Raw genomic sequence first — 23,232 nt, 5'->3', positions numbered from 1 at the left:
TGAACTGCTATGAAACAACAACCAACTACCCGCTCTGCAGTAGAAACAAGATACTAAACGGATTACGTGACCCCGTCATCCAACCTATATTCTTAACATGAACGCGGCACGTAATCCGTATCATTTTAAGTGTTCGCTTTGATCAAAACCGGACGATATCACTTAGGAAAAATGAATTCTATCTCCCCAAATCCGAGTTGTAAAATATTTCCTTCTTTTTCCAGGCAAAGTTTGCCATCCGGCAGTACATCCCTGATGGTGCCTTCGAAGATTTCCCCGTCTTTGCGATACAGACCAGGCTTGTTCATGCGCACCAGCTTGCTTTTATATTCGTCCAGCAGCTCATTATAATGTGCGGGATGTAACTGTTCGAAACGTGTGTGTAGAAACGTACATAGGTCCTTTGCCAGCTCTACAGAATCCCAGGTTTTTCCGGTTATTTGCCTGAGAGACACAGGATTCGGTAAATGTGGCGGGAAACTACCCTGGTTAATGTTAAACCCAATACCTGTTATGGCATATTGCCATGTATTGCCACGCAGCACATTTTCAATTAAAATGCCTGCTGCCTTTCTGTCACGCCAATAAATATCGTTACTCCACTTTATACCAGTCTCATCACCAGCATACTTTGTAAAGAAATCAGCTGCACCGAGGGCTACAGCTACGCTCAGCAGGAATTGTCTGGAAAGTGGCAGCATAGTGGGTTCCAGTGCTATTGTCAGTGCGATGTTTTCCCCTTTGGGCGATGACCATTGCTTTCCACGTTGTCCTTTTCCGGCCGTTTGTTCCATTGCAAACCAGGCTGTACCGGATGTCACGAAGCCCGAATTTACCTGCTCCATGGCATAGTTATTGGTGCTGTCTACTGAATCTAAGATATAGAAAGGCTGTCCTGTCATTGAAAAAATTCGTTGAATTATTTTGGAAAGGCAAAGTAACTCATTTTATCTTTTCCTTAACAGTTACAAAACAGCCTGCGCCAAGCCGCCGAAAGCCATAGCAAGTCCGTGGTTCTTAAGCATTAACACCCGGTAAACCTTCGATCATCCCCTAGTGGTACCTTCGTTTTATTCCGGCGTTTATTTCAGGCTTGTTTAGTAATTTTGACAATTAAAGTTTATTTTTAACCAAAAGAGATTTTATTGGCACCCTTAACCGTTCTGAGTACGAGAAAGAAAGCGCTTGCGCGCCTGAGTAGAGAAAGCGAGATTTTTTCCACCATCATCAAGGCCATCCAGGAAAAAAAGGGAGAAAACATAGTTTCCCTGGATCTGCGCCAGATTCCTGAAGCTGTGGCTGATTTCTTTGTAATTTGTGAGGCTAACTCCAACACACAGGTGCGGGCTATTGCTGACTTCGTGGAAGACCAGGTGCAAAAGTTTACCGGAGAAACCCCTTATAAGCATGAGGGCTTTACCGCACAACAATGGATTCTTGTAGATTATGTGAATGTTGTGGTGCATGTATTCCAACCGGAAACCAGACAATTTTATGGTCTGGAGGATATGTGGAGTGATGCCGAACGAATGGAGCATAATGAGACTAACTAATAACTTTTAACTATTACCCGACATCCGTAAAGGAGCGAAAGATTATGGAAAGAGGCAACAACTTCACAAAGGGGTCAGACAAATCGCCTAAAAAAGGACCAAAGTTCAATATATACTGGGTCTATGCCTTTATAGGTATTGCCCTGCTGGCAATGAACTGGTTTCCCTTTAACCCACCGCCCAGAGATATAAGCTGGCAGGAATTCCAGCTGGATTATCTGAAACCAGGTGATGTAGATAAGCTGGTGGTTGTAAATAAAAAATCAGTAGAGGTTTACATAAAAAGAGACCGTCTTAATGAGCCTAAATTCGACAAAGTATCCAAGGGCAACCTGGGTCGTGTGAATCCAGGCCCTCACTATCGTTTTACTATCGGTAGTGAAGAAAGCTTCAAGGCAGATATGGATAAGGCGCAGGCCAATACCGCTCTGGAAGACCAGGTGAAAGTCACCTACGAAGACAGACAAGGTTGGTTTGAACCATTCATTCAACTGCTGTTGCCGCTGGTATTACTCATAGGTCTCTGGATCTTGCTGATGCGTAAAATGGGAGGCCCTGCCGGTGGCAGCGGTGGCCCAGGCGGCATCTTCAATATCGGTAAGTCCAAAGCTACCCTCTTCGACAAAGGCACCCGTGTCAATATCACCTTCAGTGATGTAGCCGGTCTCGACGAAGCCAAGGTGGAAGTGATGGAAATCGTAGACTTCCTGAAGAATCCCAAAAAATACACCTCCCTGGGTGGTAAAATACCAAAGGGTGCGCTGCTGGTTGGCCCTCCGGGCACCGGTAAGACCCTGCTGGCCAAAGCAATGGCCGGTGAAGCTCAGGTACCTTTCTTCTCTATGTCCGGTTCTGACTTCGTAGAACTGTTCGTAGGGGTAGGTGCAAGCCGTGTTCGTGACCTGTTCAAACAGGCGCGTGAAAAAGCACCATGTATCATCTTCATCGATGAAATTGATGCGATCGGCCGTGCAAGAGGTAAAAACGTAATGATGAGCAACGATGAGCGTGAAAACACCCTCAACCAGCTGCTGGTAGAAATGGATGGTTTCGGTACCGACAGTGGTATCATCATCCTCGCTGCTACCAACCGTCCGGATGTACTGGATAGTGCGCTGCTGCGTCCAGGTCGTTTTGACCGTCAGATCTCTATCGATAAGCCGGATCTGGCTGGCCGTGAAGCCATCTTCGATGTGCACCTGAAACCAATCAAGACTTCTCCTATCCTCGATATCAAGAAACTGGCTTCCATGACTCCGGGTTTTGCCGGTGCCGACATTGCCAACGTATGTAACGAAGCAGCCCTGATCGCTGCACGTAAAGGCAAGACGGAAGTAGAAATGGATGACTTCAACGATGCGGTAGACAGAGTGATCGGTGGTCTTGAAAAGAAAAACAAGATCATCTCCCCTGAAGAGAAAGAAATCATCGCATTCCATGAAGCTGGTCACGCTATCTGCGGCTGGTACCTGGAACATGCTAATCCACTGGTGAAAGTAACCATCGTTCCCCGTGGTGTAGCTGCCCTCGGTTACGCACAATACTTACCGAAAGAACAATACCTCTATAATACCGAACAACTGATGGACGATATCTGTATGACCCTCGGTGGCCGTGCAGTAGAAGAAATCGTATTCGGTAAGGTATCTACCGGTGCCCAGAATGACCTGCAGGTGATCACCCGTATGGCCTATGCAATGGTAACCGTATATGGTATGAACGATAAGGTCGGTAATGTATCCTTCTATGATCCAAACAGTGATCAGTCATTCACCAAGCCTTACTCCGAAGAGACGGCAAAAATGATCGACGAAGAAGTACGTGCACTGATCGAAAAAGCTTACCAGCGTACCAAGAACCTGCTGACCGAGAAAATCGACAACGTGAGAGCGCTGGCCGGTGAACTGCTGAAAAAAGAAGTATTATATCAGGCAGATCTGGAAAGACTGATTGGTAAACGTCCTTACGATGTACACAAAGAGCACATAGCAAACCACGAAGGTATGACTACTGACGGTGTTCATCCTACAGACCTGATCAATCCATCACCAGCTACTGCTAATGCGTAAGTTGATATGAAAGTATCTCCTGCCAAGGAAAATATTCTCAAAAGAGTAAGAAATGCATTAAGCCAGTCGGTACAGTTGCCCTTCCCTAACTCGGAGGGCAACAACTCCGTCTTCGTGAAGGAACACGAAGGACTGGAAATGAAATTTGCAGAAGAATTTGCCCGCTTGCAGGGCAAATTCGTTTTTTGTACCAGTAAGGCCGAACTGCTGGAAAACCTGCAGGCACTGGCCGCCACCAGGGAATGGACAGATATCATCTGCCAGACTCCTGCCCTGATCAAAGATCTGCAACTGAACCAGCTGCCCGGCCTGAACAAAGGTGATATGCACACCGCACAAGCAGCCATCACTGACTGCGAAATGCTGGTAGCCCGTACAGGTACCATGGTACTCAGTGCGGCACAGTCTTCAGGAAGAGCACTCCCGGTTTATACACCGGTACACCTGGTGATCGCTTATACCCATCAACTGGTGTTTGACCTGAAAGATGCCATTGCAAGATTGAAGGAGAAATACCAGGGAGACCTCCCCTCCTCTATTCACTTTGCCTCTGGCCCAAGCCGCACGGCAGACATCGAGAAAACACTGGTAGTAGGTATACATGGTCCGAAAGAAGTGTATGTATTCCTGGTAGATGAATAATTCAATTATCAGTAAACAATATTCGTACAGCGCGTGACCCCGTCATGCGCTGTTCTTTTAAATAATCAAGCAAGTGACACGCTTACTGTTTTTTATTTCCATCATCGTCATGTGCGCCTCCTGTGGCAGTGGAGGCGGTGGTAATTTCCAGGATTCTACCACTACCCTTATCGTTGCCGATACCTGTGCCGTTATCTTCCATCCCACAGGCGATAAACTGACCTACCTGAAGAATACCTTCAACAAGAACTCCTTTGCTGCAATGGAGCAGTCCAACAACGCTGCCCTGGTAGCAGATAGCGCCTATCTCGCCAAACTGGGCGTGAAAATTATCAGTACTGACAAAGTGAAAATTAAGTTTCACAAAAAGAACGGTGAAGATGTAGACATTAACCTCATGCATGAAAAATATGCCTGGGAAATCTTCCTGTTCGACAGCTACAATGATCCTGTAAAGGCGGATGTCACCGATATTGAAACTGCTGTACAGGAAGCGGGCATCAGGTAATCACATTTTTTCTTCATCTTTGCACGCGCAATTAAAAGGCTCATGCATCATCATATTCAACTGCCGGCTGGCAAACGTGTTTATTTCGCTTCAGACTTTCACCTGGGTGCACCTGATATGGTGCGCAGCAGAGATAGAGAGCGAAAGATCGTTGCCTGGCTGAATGAAGTATCTAAAGATGCAGCGCATATCTTTCTCGTAGGCGATCTTTTCGATTTCTGGTTTGAGTATAAAGAGGTAATTCCAAAAGGCTATACCCGACTGCTGGGTAAACTGGCTGAGCTGCGTGACAATGGTATTGGCATCTCTGTTTTCATCGGCAATCATGACATGTGGATGAACGGCTATTTCGAAGATGAACTGGATATCCCGGTGTACTACGAGCCACAGACTTACGACATTGCAGGCAAACAGTTCTACATCGGTCATGGCGATGGCTTAGGCCCCGGCGATCATGGATACAAGATGTTGAAAAAGGTCTTCCGTAATCCCATCTGCCGCTGGTTGTTTTCCCTCATTCATCCATCATGGGGCATTGGGCTCGCTAATTACTTCAGCCGCAAAAGCAGGGCAGCTACCGGTGGAGAGCATGAAGAAAAATTCCTGGGAGAAGAAAATGAGTGGCTGGCCATCTATAGCAAAGAAATTCTCAAAACGACCCACTACGACTACTTTATATTCGGTCATCGTCACCTGCCATTAGACCTTGAGCTGACATCAAACAGTCACTATATCAACCTGGGCGATTGGCTGCGTTATTTCACCTATGCGGAGTTCGACGGTACAACTACAACCCTGAAGTACCTTAATCAAGAATCTCGTGCAAAATAGGCGGTGAATTCATCTCCTGGAAGTCCGGCATATGCAGCTTGAAGAAATCCAGGTAAGCATACAGTAATCTCCTTCTTTTATCTTTATTCATCACCACCTCACCCAGTTGTTCCCATTCCTGGCACTGGAACAGGCGATCTGTGATCTCACTGTTCATGGCATCCAGGTAATTGTTATGGTGTGGAGGTAAGTCAGTAAATGAGCCTTCCTGCAGGTCGAGAAAAGGTGCGTATTCCGAGAACCTTCCATTCAGCCGGAAGCCCAGCTGTTCTGCCAGTTTCAAAGTAAAATACAAGGGTATATTCGCTGCGATGCCCAGCGGAGCCTGATCCAATGCTGCCAGTGCTGCCTCGGAAAAGTAATAGAGCTCCAGGTTTTGTTCCGGTTGTTTCAGGCTTTTTTGCAACAACTCTATGAGATAGAGCGCGACCGTGTTTTTGACTATATTGAAGTGCAGGGAGGTATAGATATATCCCAGCTTGAATTCGGAGATCCTTTGAATGGTTTTTTGCTCATAATGATACACCACGAGTTCCAGTATGTTGCCGGGTTGAAACAGGTTACCTTTGGCTTTGGGCTTCGATGAACGAACGCCATTGACCATATAAGACTGGATACCAAACAGCTCTGTGAAAATCGTTACGATGGCGCTGGTTTCACCATACTTAACTGTTCTGAGGACTATACCGCGTGTTTTGTGTAACATTACACTACAAAAATAGGCTAATTAATAAACACTATCTTCGTAACAAGATGTTCACCTGTAGTAGCACTGGAAGCAAATACCAAATAGACCCCTGTCTGAGGTCTGTGACCTGTATAATCTACCCCATTCCATAATGCAAGTCCACCTTTACTCCACGTTTGATATACTACTCTGCCGCTTACATCAGTAATTTTCACTAAACTATTGTCCGCTAAACCGCTGATAGCAATATTGCCGCCATAGTCATGCGTAACAGGGTTGGGAAATACCAGCACAGAATCCTTACTCATTGTTTTTCCTTCCGTGGCAGTGCCTCTGTAAGACATCAGGCCCTGATCGGTGGCAAAATACACCTCGCCGGTATTGGGATTGATGCTGATACTATAGATCCTGTTGCCCGGCAAAGGACTATTATCAGTCGTGAAATTTTCAACAATGCCGGTACCATCCTCATTCACCAGCCATACCCCCTTATGAGTGCCTACCCATTTCCGGTTAGCCCCGTCTACAGCAATGGCAGTCACCTCTTCATCCTGGAAGAGGTAGCCGGCAAAATTGCCCTGCTGAATGATGGGCCATACAGCATCGCAGGTACTGCAGGCAATAACCCCGATCCCGGTTCCTGTGCCTACCCAGATACTGCCATTCTTATCTTTTGCCATACAGTTAACATCGTTGGACGGCAGATTGCCCTGCGCACTCCCCTGTCTGTACTGTGTCCATTGATTACTGACTGTATTGTAAATGAAGATGCCATTGCTTTGCGGGGATACTATCCAGATCTGCCCGGCATCATCTGCAATCAACTGGCTGATGGCATTACCGCTTTGAGCATAGGTACTACGGAAAGTGAGATAGGTACCATCCGGCTTCTTACACACCAGGTTATAGCTAGCACCATACACGGCTATCCAGAGATTGCCGGAGGCATCCGTGGTAAGACCACTTATTTTCTGGTTTGGCAGTTCATAAGTACGGGTACCATCGCTGGCAATATGTATCAGTCCATTGCCAAATGAGCCGGCATACAAACCGTTCCCGGCCGGATCAGGAGCCATGACCATAATATCATGGTGCAGGCTATCTGTATATTGCTGCCAGTCGCCATTGCTATAGGTATAGTATACTCCTGTATTGTTGTTGGCCGCCCAGCTATCGGAGACCCCACCTGCAGGGGCATACAGCGTATTGTTAGTAAAGAGCAACTGCCCTGTCAGTATGCTGGCGGGGCCATTGAGACTGATGGTAGAAAACGTTTGTCCATCGTATTGCAGTAAACCGGAGAGCGAGTCTGCGACCCAGGTATACTGCTTATCTCCCGTGGTTTGCCGGATCGCTTTTAATAAACCATCCTGAACAGGTGTACCCACACTCCCATCTTTCCCAATGAAAACAATACTCGTTGGGTTGGAAATAGTGAGATAATCACCCTGAACAGCAAGGTTGGTAACCCCTGAATAATAAGGCTCCCAGGCATTATTTTGTAGAATATATAATTTCGTTCCCTGCTGGCAAATCAATTGTCCGCCAAAGGAAAGGATATTGGAAACCGTATCCGCCAACTGCCCTACCGCAGACCAGTTTCTATAGTCAGCAGGGTTAGTGCCGGTCATCGGACTGGTTTTCACCCCGGTTGCCGTAGCGGCATAGTATTGGTTATTCAGAACAGTGAAGCCATAAACAGGTCCAAGGGCATAGGTAGCCGCAATTTCCGGGGCTGTTGTATTCACGACTACAACACCCAGCCCTGTACAGAGGTACATGTTGCTACCACCGGGGTAGATGCGGAAAATGGTTTTATCGCTGGTCGTTTGTTTCCTTAGCAGCTCGGGCAGGTTATAACTGTTACTGCCGCTCAGGAAGTCGAGATTGCTGTTGCGGTAGGCGATCAGTACGCCATTTTCATTACTGCTGATGGCACGGATGCCTATGTCGTAAAGGCCGTTGACTTTGCTATAACGGGAAATGTCTTGTTCTGCACCAGTAGTCACGGAAAATAAGCCTGAACTGGTGGCACAATATACTTTGTCCCCCTGTTGGGCGACGGCAATAGCTGGTAGCGTTGGTAGCCATGACTGCCATTGTCCGATAAGGGGTTGTGCTGGTAACAGCAGCGGACCGAGGCACAAAAGATATAGGGGAAGCAGGAACCGGTACATGCATCAAAAATAGTTATATGTTGTTACTTTATGACAATTACTGTGATATAGGCTGAGTCGCCCATTTTTTTAGACAACTTTGATTACCTTTACGACCTAAATTCAACGATGCTTATGTGGCAACGCTTAGCGGGTTTCGTACTAAAATTCAGGCTCCCACTGCTGATTGCATTATTGGCAGCTACCGCAGTAATGGGATATTTCGCCAGCAAGGTTCAACTGTCTTATGAGTCCAACAAAGCTATTCCTACTGATAATCCAAAGTATCAGGAATACCAGGAATTCACAAAGCTTTTTGGTCAGGATGGAAACATGGTTGTACTGGGTGTACAATCAGACAGTTTCTTTAATGCCGGATTTTTCAATGACTATGTACAGCTCAACAACGACCTTAAAAACGTTCCATACGTTGAGAATGTACTGAGTGTACCTGTTGCCATCAATCTGTTGAAGAATGACAGCACACACAAACTGGTAGCGCAGCCTTTGTTCAAAGGTGATACCAAAAACCAGGTAGTGCTGGATAGCCTGGCAAATGTATTTCATAACCTGCCTTTCTACAAAGGGCTGCTGTACAATCCTGATACACATGCATATCTCATGATGATCAGCGTGAACAAGCAGGTGATGGCTACAAAAGGCCGTACCAAGGTGGTGAATGACATCATGAAACTCGGCGATGATTTCGGTGCTAAACATCATACACAGGTACGTATGAGCGGTCTGCCGCTGATTCGTACCATCATGGCGGTGATGGTGGCCAATGAAATGAAGATGTTCCTGATCTTGTCATTTGTACTGACAGCCCTGATCCTCTTCGTATTCTTCCGCTCACTGGGCTCAGTGCTCATGTCTATGGTGGTAGTAGCAATGGGGGTGGTTTGGTCAGTAGCTACCATCGTATTATTAGGCTACAAGATCACATTGCTGACAGCCCTGATTCCACCATTGATAGTGGTGATAGGGATCCCGAACTGTGTATACTTCCTCAATAAATATCATACTGAATTCGCAAAGGATCAGAACAAGACCAGGGCACTGGTACACATGATTCAGCGTATGGGTATTGTGACCCTGTTCACAAACCTGACAGCAGCCATTGGATTCGGTGTATTCTGCTTTACCAAGAGTTCATTGCTGAAAGAATTTGGTATCGTAGCAGGCCTGAATATCATGCTGATCTTTGTGATCTCCTTTATCTTCCTGCCTGCGGTACTGAGCTACCTGCCAGCACCGAAAGTAAAGCACACCAGCTACATGAACAACCGCTTCTTCCGCGCGTTCCTCGATGGGCTGAATGCATTGGTATTTAAGTACAGGCCAGTTGTATATATTGGTACAGCAATAATGGTGATCGTTGCAGTTACCGGTATGCTGCGCCTGAAGTCAGAAGGCTTTATGCTGGATGACGTTCCGAAGGAAGACAGGTTATACCTGGATCTGAAATTCTTTGAACAAAATTTCAAGGGTATAATGCCCCTGGAAATAGCAGTTGATACAAAGAAAAAGAATGGTGTTATCAACCTGCAAACGCTGGATAAACTGGATCAGTTATCTAAGCTGTTTGCTGTTCAGCCGGATTTCGCTCAACCATTGTCAGTCGTACAGGGTATTAAGTTTGCAAAGCAGGCTTATTACAATGGAGACAGCACAAACTATGCGGTTCCAAACTCATTTGATATCGGATTCCTGGCTCCTTACCTGCGCATGAAGAACACGGGTAATGCCAGCAAGGAAGCAGCAATGTTTACAAAACTGGTATCCAACTTTATGGATAGTACCCGCCAGGTAGCGAGAGTAAGTGTGAATATGGCGGACGTAGGTTCCCGTCGTTTACCAATCCTGCTGGATTCACTGAAACCGAAAGTGAATGAAATATTCGATACAACACATTACCAGGTGACATATACCGGTAGCACAGTGATCTTCCTGGAAGGTAGCCGTTTCATCATCGATGGATTGATGGAAAGTATTCTGCTTGCCTTTATCCTGATCATCTTCTGTATGCTGTATCTGTTCCGTTCATTCAAGATGCTGATCATATCACTGATTCCGAATATCATTCCGCTGGCGTTGACAGCAGGTGTGATGGGCTGGGCAGGTGTACCACTCAAGCCATCAACAGTACTTGTATTTAGCGTGGCGCTGGGTATTGCGATAGACGTAACGATTCGTTTCCTGGTGAACTTCAAGCAGGAGTTGCCACATCATAACCTGGATATCTCTGCGACAGTAAAGCAGACGATTCATGAAACAGGTTTGAGCATCGTATACACCTCCCTGATCCTGTTTGCAGGTTTTATGATCTTTGCATTCTCTCAGTTTGGAGGTACCAAAGCATTAGGTTGGTTGACATCGCTGACATTGATGCTGGCGATGATTACGAACTTAACAATTTTGCCTGCTTTGTTGTTATGGATGGAGAAGGGCCTGATCAAAAAGGCGCAGAAGAAACAGTTATGGAATACGCTGGATGATGAAGAAGATGTAGAGATGTCCAAACTGGGATTAAAAGACCGGGAAGAAGGCGACAAATAGACTTAAAAAAATATCCAAAATAGCTAAAAGCTCAATGCCAGTGCACTGGCATTGAGCTTTTTAGTTTCAAATAATCTAGTGCAAGGCACTCATCCCCCCCTTTTAGCCGTTTGTATAAAAGGGTGAATTATACCCATTAAAAAATAAGAGGTTTATGATGCCATTCTAACCACTTTTAGTTCATGAAAAACAAATACTTAAAGGGCGCTCATTTATCTGAGCGTAAATTTAAGGAGATCCTACGGCTATTTGCCGAGGATCTCACGGCCACTCAGATTGCCAGCATAAGTGGAGTAAGTCGGGTTACTGTTAACAGTTATCTTAAGAAAATCAGACAACAGATAGCCCGGCATTGTGAATCTTTATTGCCAACCGACCCCTTACGTTCAACCTCTACTACTGAACGGAAAGTAGTCCCAGCCACTCAAGACTCCGACTCCTCACTTCCCCTAAAAACAGATGTAAGCCGGAATATCAAGCCCGTTGTTTTTGGTATCTACCGTGCATCTGATCGTCTGCACACTGAGATTTTGCCCGATGTAAGCCGTTCCATGATTCATTCTGTAGTCCGGAGTAACCGATCCATATTGGAAACCCAGAGTGCAGCAGACAAAATCAGGCGTTTCAGCAACGTCGCCGATTTGGGACAATACAGGCTTTATAACCTGGAAAATGAGGGTGCCAGCAACCCGGCTGAGGATGTAGACGCATTCTGGGGACTTACCAAGCATCGCCTGGCCAAATTCAAGGGTCTTAACCGCAGCACAGTATATCTTCACCTGAAGGAATGTGAGTTTCGTTACAACCACAGGAATGAAGATATCTATGAAACACTGCTGGAACTGTTAAAGACACAGCCACTAAGCCTGTCCTGAAGGAGAGGCCAATTTTCCGGGGACGAAAGCAGCCAGCCTTTATGAGGCCCGGTTGGCGGTATGTGCGTATGTGAATGCTGATTGACTTCCCTTATTAAACCGTTATCAGACGTATATTTTTATTTAAATCTGGTTTTAACCCGGATTTAGATTTTGGTTGATGAGCGCGCAGGCGGTATTCCTATCGCTTGCCTTTATTATTTTTTTTAATATGAATTTATTCTAGATAAGTTTTAGCGTTATTGTAACATAATTTTGACAATCCTTTAAAACTTAACTTAGACTAGTAGTGCCATAAAACCCCCTATAATAGTCTATTCTTACATTTTTATGACAAAATATGTGCATGATAACATGAAAATTGTATGCGTGTTTTAACATTTTATTAAGTATCTTGCCGACCTATTAAATAATAATAAAGTAACATTACAACAACAGAAATCTAAGCCAAAATCAAAACGTGATGATAAGGAGCTGCTGAGACGAATATGTATTGTGCATACAACCCGACAATATCACAACATAATCTCGTGAAGTGCTTACTGAATAAAAACTTGTGAACTGAATTTTGGTGCCCGAAAAATATTGCATGGCAACATGTAGTATGCGGTTTTTTTATTGGTTTTGCTTAAAGATGATCTAACAAAGACAGATTTATTATTATTTGGTTACACAGAATTAGGGGTCGCTTGTATCTAATTTAATCGGCATTGACTGTAACGGGGGAACGATAGTGAGATGTTAAAATGAACAAGAATTGCCTGCTTGCTTATGAATTAATACTGCTTTGTTATGCGCCGTGAAAGGCGTGGGAGAGGTTTTGCTTATTTTCTATAGACTATTGCTTATTTGCTTATGAGGAATACTGATATAATTGTTAACAAGTTCATTTTATCAAATCAATTATCTTTTATGAAGAAAGGATTACTCCTATGGCTGTTCGTGGCCATGAGCGTGTTACACACGTTCGCTCAAACACGAACAATTACGGGAAAGGTAACTGATACCAAAGATGGGTCTCCCTTACCTGGAGTGTCAGTTATAGTGAAGGGAACTTCCAAAGGTACTGTCACCAGTGCTGATGGTAGCTACAAAATTGAAGCAGACGCAAAAGATGCGCTGATATTCTCCTTCATAGGATATGTTAACCAGGAAAAAGCCGTAGGTGGTGCAGCAAACATCTCCGTATCACTCGGTACAGACAATAAACAATTGAACGAGGTGGTGGTAACCGCTCTCGGTATCACAAAAGAAAAGAAATCACTGGGTTATAGCGTGCAGAAAATCGGCGCTGACGAGCTGATTAATTCTAACGAACACAACGTTATCCAGGCCCTGGCTTCCAAAGCTGCAGGTGTGCAGGTGATTGGTTCCGGTGGTACTCCGGGTGCATCTACCAAGATCATCATCCGTGGTAACGCTACCTTCACTATGGAGAACCAGCCACTGATCGTTGTGGATGGTGTGCCTGTTGATAACAGCACTAACGCTACTTCCGCAAGAAACTACCCTTATAACTCCAACCTGCAGGGTGTAAACAACTCTAACCGTGCATTGGATATCAACCCTGACGATATCGCTTCTGTAACAGTATTGAAAGGACCTGCCGCTGCTGCCCTTTATGGTGCAAGCGCTGCTTCCGGTGCTATCATCTATACTACCAAAAGAGGTCGTGCAGGTGCAACTAAAGTAGCTTACAGCTTCAATGCTGCTTTCGATAAGGTAAGCAAACTGCCTGAAGAACAACATATTTATTCTCAGGGTAGCCCTGGTGCAACTCCTGTTTACGATCCAGGTGGCCTGGGCTCAAGTTCTCCATATAGCTGGGGTCCCGCTATCAGCTCTGTTAGCGGTGCTAAAGTGTATGACAACACAAAAGAATTCTTCCAGACTGGCCAGAACTTCACACATGATGTATCTGTAACCGGTGGTAACGATAATACTACTTTCCGTTTGTCCCTGAACCGTGTAGACCAGAAAGGTGTGGTACCAACCACAGATCTGCAGAGAACAAGCGTTCGTATCAATGCTGACTCTAAGATCACCGACAGGTTAACAATGGGTGTATCTGCTTCTTATGTACTGACTGAAGGTACTAAAGCACAAAACGGTTCTAACACTACCGGTGTTATGCTGCCGCTCATGAGAGCCCCGGCATCATGGAACCTGGCCGACTATAAAAACGAAGACGGTTCCAGCAAGAACTATTACATCTTCTACGACAACCCATACTGGAGTCTGTACAACAACCCTTATAAAGATAAAACCGACCGCTTCTACGGTAACGTGAATACATCATTCAAAATCACCGACTGGTTGTCACTGAACAACCGTACCGGTGTGGATATGTACACTCAGTTCAGCAAACAGGTTTTCGCAATCGGATCTAACGCTGTGAGCGACTATCTGGGTCAGATCGAAGAAAACACTTATACCAACAGAAACATCTACTCAGATCTGATCCTGTCCGGTCATAAGAATTTCAACGAAAAGTTCGATGTAACTGCTAACCTGGGTGGTAACCTGAATCAGGAAACTGGTCAGAATGACTATGCGAAAGGTACGCAGCTGTCTATTCCCAACTATTATAACCTGAATAACGCTTCTACCCTGTACGCTGATAACTCTTCTTTCATTAAAAGAACATCAGCACTGTACTATGACCTGGAATTTGCCTACAAAAACCAGTTCTTCCTGACTACTACAGGTCGTAATGAGTGGTCTTCTACTTTCGGTCAGTCTAAAAATAACTTCTTCTACCCTTCAGTAAGTGGTAGCTGGATATTCACTGAGATTGTACCAGCTAATAACGTAATCACTTATGGTAAACTGCGTGCTGCTATTGCTGCTGGTGGTAAGAGCCCTAGTGTTTACGCTGCAAACACCTTATATACTAATCCAAACTTTGCTGACGGTTTTACCGATGGTAACTCCTTCCCTTTCAAAGGTCAGAACGGTATGAGCCTGAGCAACGCGCTGGGTAACGTAAACCTGAAACCAGAAAGAAGTGTGGAAAAAGAAATCGGTTTGGATGTTAAATTATTCGGCCGTGTAAATTTGGAACTGACTTACTACGATAAACAATCCAAAGATATCCTGGTAGCAAGACCAGTAGCTGGTTCTTCTGGCTTCGCCAGCATCCTGGATAACGCTGGTAAAATGCAGAACAGAGGTTTCGAAGTGTTAGCATCTGCTGATGTATTGAAACTGAAAGACTTCACCTGGAACGTTGAGGTGAACTGGTCTATGAACAAAAACAAAGTATTGGAACTGGCTAATGGTGTAGACGAAATCAGCGTTGAATCTGCATTCACTTCTATCGGTTCTTATGCTATCGTAGGTCAGCCTTATGGTGCGCTTTATGGTACCAAATGGGTACGTAACGATGCTGGCCAGCTCGTAATCGGTGCGAACGGTTTGCCTTCTATTGCCAGCGCAAGCGGCAACCTCGGTAATCCATTCCCTGATTGGACTGGTGGTGCAAGAACTACTTTCACCTACAAACACATCACCCTGTCTGCCCTGCTGGATGTAAGACATGGTGGTAAGATCTGGAACGGTACTTATGCAAGAATGAACAACCTGGGTAGAACTGCTGAGACTGCAGATCGTGAGAGAACTTACGTTATTCCAGGTGTTGTATTGGGTGCTGACGGTAAATACACTGATAACACAACTCCGGTTTCCGCACAGAGCTACTATCGCGTTTACAAAGGTGATGCTGCTGGTTCCGCTGTTGAAAACTCAGTACAGAATGGATCATGGGTTCGTCTGCGTGAACTGAACCTGGGTTATAAATATACCATTCCAGGCAATAGCCCGATTAAAACTGTAGAACTGACCCTGACTGGTCGTAACCTGTGGTTACATACCGACTACAAAGGTGTAGATCCTGAAACTAGCTTAACTGGTGCTGGTTCTAACCTGACAGGTTTTGATTATTTCAACAACCCGGGTACTAAAACTTATGCAGTTGGCGTGAGAGTTGGATTCTAAAGTGTATTTAAAGGAATTATTTGAAAATAATAACAACGACTAAGTCATGAAAAAAGTCTTAATATTTTTAGCATTACCGCTGTTATTCATGGCGGAAGGCTGTTCAAAGTTCACAGAAGGTTACGGCGAAAGCCCAAATAACCCAACGAAAGCGACTCCTCCGCTGATCCTGTCAGCAGCAGAATTAGGCCTTTTCAGTACCTACACCGGTACCCTGGCAAGAATCTCTGCTACCCTGACTCAACAAACTGGTGGTGTACAGGCGCAGATGCTGGAAATCGATCAGTACCAGCTGCTGAATACAGCAAATACCAACGATTGGAACAACCTTTATAATAATGTCGTTCAGCCTGCAAATGACCTGATCGAAAATTATGGTGCTACCAACCAACAGTATGCTGCTGTAATGAAAATCATGAAAGCAATGGCACTGGGTGTTGCTACCGATGTATGGGGCGATGTACCTGCTACCGAAGCTGGTATGGGTAACATTACCGGTAACCTGACTCCTAAATTCGATACCCAGGAATCTATCTATGCATACATTCAGACCCTGCTGAGCGAAGCAGTAACTACCCTGACTGCTACTGACGGTACTAACAACTACACAATTGGTTCCGATGACTTCATCTTCGGTGGTGATCTGACCAAATGGGTTAATACTGCTCACATCCTGCAGGCTCGTTTTGCTAACCGCCTGAGCAAAGGTGATGCTACCGGTTCTGCAAATACCGCACTGGGCTTCCTGGCTAACGTAACTGACGCTGGCGATGCAAAAGCTTACTACGGTTCTGTAACCGCTGAACTGAACCAGTGGGCTGTATTCAAAGTAGACAGAGCTAACTATCTCAAGGTTGGTAAATACATGGTTGACCTGTTACAGAATAACAATGATCCACGCTTACCATACTATGCAGATAAAACTGATGCTGGTACTTATGTAGGTGCTGCTCCTTCATCTGAACTTACTTCCGCTTCTGAAGTGGGTTCATACATTGCTGGTGATGGTGCTCCAATTCCTTTGGTAACTTATGCTGAAGCACTGTTCATCAAAGCTGATGCTAGCTTCCGTCTGGGTAACCTGGGTGATGCTGCTACTTACTACAACCAGGCTGTAATCAAAGCTGTAACCCAGGTAACTGGTACAGCCCCTGATGCTGCTTTCATTGCTGCTTACGCTTCTGCTACAGCTGCCACTATCACTGAAGCGCAGATCGCAACTCAGAAATGGATAGCACTGTATTGCCAGATCGAAGCATGGGCTGAATGGCGCAGAACTGGTTATCCGGCTATCACTCCAAACGCAGATAACGTAACCGGTACTAACGCTGTTCCAAGAAGACTGCCTGTTGTAAACGACGAACTGCTTTATAACAAAGCAAACGCTGAAGCTTACAAAGATATAGATATCTTCCAGCCAGTATGGTGGGATAACCTGTAATCCTTTCAATTCTTCATATCAAAAAGGGAGTGTGTCTTATGATGCACTCCCTTTTTTTTATTGCTAATTCTCCCCCGAATTTTTTATATTAGTACAGACTAATAATCCAAACTCAAAATAGCTAAGAACCAAAATCTGAACACAACGAGCCATCATTTTTAAAACAACCAATTTGTATTTGTAGCCATCATTGTGCCCTGTGCCCTGCAGCTCCCTCATGCATGCATGTAGCCGTTTCACATTGATTTTTTAAAAACAAAGTCCCTCATGAAAACATCTGTACTCCTATGGCTATTGCTAGCCATCAGCGTGGTATCCACGCATGCCCAGACCCGTACCCTCAAAGGAAAGGTAACCGATGCCCACGATGGTCAACCCATCCCCCTCGCCACCATCAGAATTGCAGGCACCAACAAAGGAACTACCACCGATCAACAGGGTAATTTCCTGATCAGTGTTGAACCCGGCCAATCCCTCCAGGTATCGTCTGTCGGCTTTCATTCTGTGTCAATTGTAGTCACAAATCAAACTACATTATCAGTAACCCTGGGTGCGGACCAAAACGTATTGAACGAGTATATCGCTACCGGTTACACGAACACCAACAGGCGCACCAGAACAAGCGCCGTAGGTGAAGTCACCGCAGAAGACCTGGAAAACAAAAACTATGTAGACATTAATCAGGCATTACAAGGCCAAACGCCGGGTGTTTTCGTAGGAGGTAACTCAGGTATGCCCGGTGCCATTCAAACTGTCAGAATCAGGGGCATAGGGTCCATTAGTGCCGGTTCCTCTCCCCTCTACGTCATGGATGGGATCATTATCGACGGCCGGGACATCAATGCATTCGGCTCTCTCGGGGTACAAAGTAATGACCTGCTGGCCAACCTGAACCCCAACGATGTGGAAAGCATCACTATCCTGAAAGATGCTGCCGCCACCGCACTCTACGGATCCAGGGGTGCCAACGGTGTGATCGTCATCACCACCAAAAAAGGTAAATCAGGTACCACCACAATAGGTGTCAATGCCCAGTATGGTAAAACAGAAATGACCAGGGGCCATGCCGCTTTAATGACACCCGCCGAAGCCCTGGCCTACGACAGAGACGTACTCGCCATCAATGGTACCTCTCAGGCCGATATTGATGCGCAATTCCCTCTGTCTCTCCTCGACCATGCTTTTGACTGGTCAAAAGCGGGCTGGCGCAGAGGTACTAACCAGGTACTCGGTCTCACCGGATCCGGCGGTACTGATAAAGCCAAATACTATGCCTCCGGAGGATATGAAAAAGTAGATGGCCCCATGATCGGAACCGGCATGAAACGCTACTCCGTCATGTCTAATGTTAGCTCAAAAGTAAATGACCAGATTGACCTCGCACTCAACCTCAATATCTCCTATACCGATTTCAATTCTGCCGGCGGTGGAAACTTCTATTCCAGCCCTATTTTAGGCGCTTATTTTGTGTCTCCCTTCCAGAGCCCTTACAAACCCGATGGCACCATGTACACAGGCAATGAAACGGACTTTAAAGCCGCTTCCAAAAACAATTTCCTGTACTCCTACACCCGCAATACAAATAAGTTGAATAATTTCAGAGGACTGGGTGGTCTCACGGTTTCCTATACTTTTACTGACTGGCTCAAAATCTCTGAAAAGATCAATATCGATATGGTATATGGATATGCAAACCTCTTCACTGATCCTACTACCCACGATGGTGCCAATGTGAAAGAACCACTGAAGAGCGGAGATATTTTTAACCAGCTCGTACGCAATGTTACACTTACCAACCAGGTCTCCGCATCAGGCAACATTCCCCTTCCAAAAGATCATTCCCTCAACTACATCGCATTGATGGAATATGACCGGTTTAACAATGTCAGCTTCGGTGCAGAAGGTATCGGCCTCGTATCAGGAAAACTAAAAGCCCTGGATGTCGCATCCATTCCGCAGGATGTGAATGGTAACGGTACTGACTATACTTTTATTTCTTACTTAGGTCAGCTCAACTATAATTTCAAAGAGCGATATACACTCAATGTCAGCTACCGCAGCGATGGATCTTCCCGCTTTGGCCTGAACAAACGCTTTGGTAATTTCTACTCTGTAGGTGCCTCCTGGATGCTGATAGATGAGCCGTTTATGAAGAACCAAAAAGTCCTCTCCGACCTGCGCCTGCGCGGTAGCTATGGCCTCACTGGTAATGCAGACTTTGACAACTTTGTAGCGACTGCACTGTATGCCTACAATACTTCCTACAACAACGCACCAGGTAATGCACCGAACACTATCGGAAATAAAAACCTGACCTGGGAAAAGAACAAATCTTCCAACATCGGCTTCGAAGCTGCCGTACTGGATAACAGGATCAAACTCACATTTGATGTATACAAACGCATCACCAATGGTTTGCTCATGAATACACCGGTATCCTCTACCAGTGGATTCACACAGCAGCAGGCAAATGTAGGCAGGGTGCAGAACAAAGGTATTGAAGCCTTGCTCTCCTCTACCAATATAAAAGTCGGCGGATTCGAATGGCAGACAGATTTTAACTTCTCACTGAACAGGAATAAGATCCTTGAACTCTACGGCGGACAGGATATCACCGGTAGCATATCCATTCAACGTGTAGGTTATCACGTTACCAGCTGGTATATGTACAGATGGGCAGGAGTAGACCCTGCAAATGGAAATCCATTATGGCTCACATCAGACAACAAAACGACTACCAGTAGCCTGAATGCTGCAAACAAAGTAGTGGCAGGTAATGCAGAACCCCGATACATTGGCTCAATGACGAACCGACTCTCCTACAAAGGCATTGCATTATCATTTATGTTTTACGGCGTAACAGGCAATAAAGTCCTGAACCAGACAAGGTCTTTATCAGATGCTGATGGCGTATATTTTGGTTACAATTACAGCAGGCAACAGGGACAAAATTACTGGCGTAAACCAGGTGATATTGCAGAAAGACCCAAGCCCCAAAAAGGTGGTAACAGCAATGCGAATTCTGCTACCTCTACAAGGTTCCTGGAGAATGGGGAATTCCTGCGCCTGAAAGATGTAACCCTCTCTTACAATCTGCCTGCCAGATGGCTGAAGCATGCTAAAATCACGAAGGCTTACGTGTTTGCTACAGGCACCAATTTAATTACATGGACAGGCTATACCGGCTGGGATCCTGAGCAGGATATATCCGCGAATGAAGTCTTCCGTTATCCTCCCTCCAAAACAATTAGCCTGGGCTTAAATGTAAACTTCTAAACTGCTGAAAACATGAGAAACTATATCATCTATATATTCCTGCTACTATCCGTTACAGCATGCAATGATAAGCTGACGCTATCACCTGCTGTATCACTGCCTACCGAAGATGCACTCACTGATATTGCTGGTGTAAATGCCGGTATCAGCGGCATGTATGCAGGTATGCGCTCCGTCAATTACTATGGCCGCAATTTTCTTGTAATACCCGAAATAGCCGCTGATAATGTATACCTGGCAGCGGCTAACAGTAATCGTTTCGGCTCCTCATTTCGTGTTACCTGGCTCACATCTGACGGGGATATCACAAGCCTCTGGAACCAGACATATGCAGTAATCCTCAGGGCAAACAATATCATCAACAGTATACCAACCTTAACTGATGGTACGGATGAAGAAAAAAATAATGCATTGGGCCAGGCATTATTCATCAGGGCACTCATACATTTCGATCTGCTGCGTACCTTTTCACAGCCTTATGCAATAGGCGGTGGCAGTGCATTAGGTATCCCTGTTATGACAAAATTTGCAGTAGGTTCACCCGCCAGGAATACCGTAGATGAAGTGTATACACAGATCATCAACGATCTTACACAGGCAAAATCACTGCTTGCAAAAGACGGCAGTAACCCATATAACGCCAATGCATATGCGGCATCCGCATTGCTCGCAAGAGTGTACCTCTACAAAGGCGATAACGAAAACGCTGTAACCGAAGCATCTGCTGTAATTAGCTCAGCAGAATATGCAATCGTTCCCGCAAATGATCTCCCTGATTTTTATAACACAACAGGAACCAGCGAAGATATCTTTACACTCATGGTATTATCCACAGAATCACTGGGCTCTGACGATGTAGGCAGAATCTATCTGAAACCTGGTTATGGTGATATTCGTGTATCACCTGATTTAGTAAAAGTATTCGATACGGCTGATGCCAGGTATAAGTCGTACATACTACCCTTCGATGGAGATAGCACAGAATATGAAAATGATAAGTTTACCGGACAGGATGGTATCTTTGGATTGTACAGTCCCAAGATCCTGAGGATTTCTGAACAATACCTCATACGTGCAGAAGCAAATGCAAAACTGGGCAATTATACAGCTGCATTGGATGATGTAAATGCTATCCGCGCGAAGAGAACAATACCCAACCTGGTGAATATCCCTGATGCAGATGTACTTGCAAATGTACTCCTCGAAAGAAGAAAAGAACTGATGTTCGAAGGCCATCGTTACTTCGATTTGCTGCGGAACAAACAGGATATTGTAAGAGAATTCTGTGGAGATCCTTTGGAGTTAAATACACCGGCTTGTACTTATCCGGCTACACAGCCAACAGTGATACCACCCATACCACAAAGAGAAATAGATGTAAATAAAAACATAGCTCAAAATCCCGGGTATTAAATCCGGAATAAAAAAAGCTTTTGCCGATGGCAAAAGCTTTTTTTATTTTAAAATGAATGCTCAACTTATTTTATCACTTCCGCCAGTTTCGCTTCCAGCGCCTCTCCTCTCAATCCAATTCCCAAAATCTTACCAGACGGGTCCAGCAGCATATTAGTAGGAATAGAATTAATACCATACAGAGGCACTACCGCACTCTCCCAGAACTTCAGGTCACTCACGTGTGTCCATGTCAAACCATCCTTCTGAATCGCCTCTAACCATGCTTCTTTCTTCTTATCCAGGGATACTCCCAGCACAGTGAAGTTCTTACCTTTATAAGCATTATATGCCTTTACTACATTTGGATTCTCCATACGGCAAGGCTGACACCAGCTAGCCCAGAAATCAACCAATACAAATTTACCTTTGAAAGAGCTCAGGCTCACCATCTTGCCAGTCGCATCAGGCAGTGAAAAATCCGGCGCTTCCTGGCCTACCTGCAGTGCAGTCATATTCGCATCTACCTCACCAGCCGCCTGCTTCAGCATCTGCTCCAGTTTACTGGTGAGCCCAACAACGAGCGTATTGGTAGGAAAATGACTCTTTACTTCTGCAATCTCTTTTCCACTGCCCATTAAAGATTGTGGATTGATCATGCTCAATGCAAATGCAGCTACAGCCGGATTCTTGGAAGTAGTAGCCGTGTGCATTACAAAATCAGTGACTTCTTTTTCCTTTGCCTGCAGCGCTTCAGTTTTTACCTGTATAACACTATCACCAACACCACTCTTCGCCAGGCTATCCAGCGCCATGCTTTCTTCAGTCAGCATACGGCTCTTGGAACTTACATCGTTCAGCAATTGCTGCAGTTCAGTAGAAGCTTCCGCATTTTCAAATTTCACCAGTTCCAGGTTATTCAGATCACCTGTTACACTCATGGTTCCTGCATCCAGCGCCAGCAGGATGAAGCGCTGCTGATCTTCGCCAAAACGAATACGATACAGCCCCTGTTCTGGCAGCATGCCTTTCAGGGTAAACTTACCACTGGCATCTTTCAGCGTTACAGAGTCCACTATTTTCAGGGTGTCCATGGACAGTTCTTCCAGTACCACAGTACCCAAAGGTGCATTATCGATTTTTGCATTGATCACAAAATCCCCTTTCTCGGTCTGCTGGTGACAACCTGCCAGTACAAAACCGAAGGCTATCGCCCATAATGCTAATTTCTTCATATAGATCAGTT

The 23,232-nt window shown here is 45.3% G+C and carries 15 protein-coding genes; 11 read left to right on the top strand and 4 right to left on the bottom strand.

What is annotated here, in order from left to right; all coding sequences use genetic code 11:
• Positions 1-158 precede the first annotated feature (158 nt).
• The gene (locus tag DXN04_RS07935; protein WP_116852792.1) at positions 159-902 is read right to left on the bottom strand and encodes a biotin--[acetyl-CoA-carboxylase] ligase; all 744 of its coding nucleotides are present in this window, start codon (positions 900-902) and stop codon (positions 159-161) included.
• Positions 903-1,145: 243 nt separating this feature from the next.
• Here DXN04_RS07935 and rsfS point away from each other — a divergent pair, with 243 nt between their 5' ends.
• From rsfS to DXN04_RS07910, 5 genes are all read left to right on the top strand, one after another.
• Positions 1,146-1,553: a ribosome silencing factor gene (rsfS, locus tag DXN04_RS07930; protein ID WP_116852791.1), complete on the top strand. Its 408-nt coding sequence runs from the start codon at positions 1,146-1,148 to the stop codon at positions 1,551-1,553.
• A 44-nt stretch (positions 1,554-1,597) separates the two neighbouring features.
• Positions 1,598-3,622 (top strand): ATP-dependent zinc metalloprotease FtsH, encoded by a 2,025-nt coding sequence (gene ftsH / locus DXN04_RS07925; protein ID WP_116852790.1) that lies wholly within the window; start codon positions 1,598-1,600, stop codon positions 3,620-3,622.
• Positions 3,623-3,628: 6 nt separating this feature from the next.
• Positions 3,629-4,264, top strand: a complete 636-nt coding sequence (locus DXN04_RS07920; protein WP_116852789.1) for a LutC/YkgG family protein — start codon at positions 3,629-3,631, stop codon at positions 4,262-4,264.
• A gap of 73 nt (positions 4,265-4,337) precedes the next feature.
• Positions 4,338-4,772: a hypothetical protein gene (locus DXN04_RS07915; RefSeq protein ID WP_147319874.1), complete on the top strand. Its 435-nt coding sequence runs from the start codon at positions 4,338-4,340 to the stop codon at positions 4,770-4,772.
• 42 nt (positions 4,773-4,814) lie between these two features.
• A complete protein-coding gene (locus DXN04_RS07910; protein WP_199415002.1) occupies positions 4,815-5,603 on the top strand; it encodes a UDP-2,3-diacylglucosamine diphosphatase in 789 nt (262 codons plus the stop codon).
• Here DXN04_RS07910 and recO read toward each other — a convergent pair.
• On the bottom strand, positions 5,578-6,309 hold the full coding sequence (gene recO / locus DXN04_RS07905) for a DNA repair protein RecO (protein ID WP_116852787.1): 732 nt from the start codon (positions 6,307-6,309) through the stop codon (positions 5,578-5,580). The two genes, DXN04_RS07910 and recO, sit on opposite strands and share 26 nt — an antisense overlap.
• Positions 6,310-6,326: 17 nt before the next feature.
• Positions 6,327-8,468, bottom strand: coding sequence for a type IX secretion system anionic LPS delivery protein PorZ (porZ, locus tag DXN04_RS07900; protein ID WP_116852786.1), 2,142 nt, complete (start codon positions 8,466-8,468; stop codon positions 6,327-6,329).
• Positions 8,469-8,582: 114 nt separating this feature from the next.
• Here porZ and DXN04_RS07895 point away from each other — a divergent pair, with 114 nt between their 5' ends.
• The 6 genes from DXN04_RS07895 (at position 8,583) to DXN04_RS07870 (ending at position 22,007) form a co-directional block, all read left to right on the top strand.
• Positions 8,583-11,006 (top strand): efflux RND transporter permease subunit, encoded by a 2,424-nt coding sequence (locus DXN04_RS07895; protein ID WP_116852785.1) that lies wholly within the window; start codon positions 8,583-8,585, stop codon positions 11,004-11,006.
• 182 nt (positions 11,007-11,188) lie between these two features.
• Positions 11,189-11,881, top strand: coding sequence for a LuxR C-terminal-related transcriptional regulator (locus DXN04_RS07890; RefSeq protein WP_116852784.1), 693 nt, complete (start codon positions 11,189-11,191; stop codon positions 11,879-11,881).
• Between the two features lie 912 nt (positions 11,882-12,793).
• Positions 12,794-15,877 carry a SusC/RagA family TonB-linked outer membrane protein gene (locus DXN04_RS07885; RefSeq protein WP_158568901.1) on the top strand — a complete coding sequence of 1,028 codons (3,084 nt, stop codon included), beginning with the start codon at positions 12,794-12,796 and terminating at the stop codon, positions 15,875-15,877.
• Between the two features lie 46 nt (positions 15,878-15,923).
• Positions 15,924-17,318: a SusD/RagB family nutrient-binding outer membrane lipoprotein gene (locus DXN04_RS07880; protein WP_116852782.1), complete on the top strand. Its 1,395-nt coding sequence runs from the start codon at positions 15,924-15,926 to the stop codon at positions 17,316-17,318.
• Between the two features lie 267 nt (positions 17,319-17,585).
• On the top strand, positions 17,586-20,594 hold the full coding sequence (locus tag DXN04_RS07875) for a SusC/RagA family TonB-linked outer membrane protein (RefSeq protein ID WP_116852781.1): 3,009 nt from the start codon (positions 17,586-17,588) through the stop codon (positions 20,592-20,594).
• A 12-nt stretch (positions 20,595-20,606) separates the two neighbouring features.
• Positions 20,607-22,007, top strand: a complete 1,401-nt coding sequence (locus tag DXN04_RS07870) for a RagB/SusD family nutrient uptake outer membrane protein (RefSeq protein ID WP_116852780.1) — start codon at positions 20,607-20,609, stop codon at positions 22,005-22,007.
• Between the two features lie 65 nt (positions 22,008-22,072).
• Here the strand turns inward: DXN04_RS07870 and DXN04_RS07865 are convergent, their stop codons facing one another.
• Complete coding sequence (locus DXN04_RS07865) at positions 22,073-23,221, bottom strand: TlpA disulfide reductase family protein (RefSeq protein ID WP_116852779.1); 1,149 nt, start codon at positions 23,219-23,221, stop codon at positions 22,073-22,075.
• Positions 23,222-23,232: the final 11 nt, after the last annotated feature.

The organism is Chitinophaga silvisoli (genome assembly GCF_003412465.1).
Taxonomy (GTDB): domain Bacteria; phylum Bacteroidota; class Bacteroidia; order Chitinophagales; family Chitinophagaceae; genus Chitinophaga; species Chitinophaga silvisoli.
This window is presented reverse-complemented; position numbering and strand designations above follow the sequence as displayed.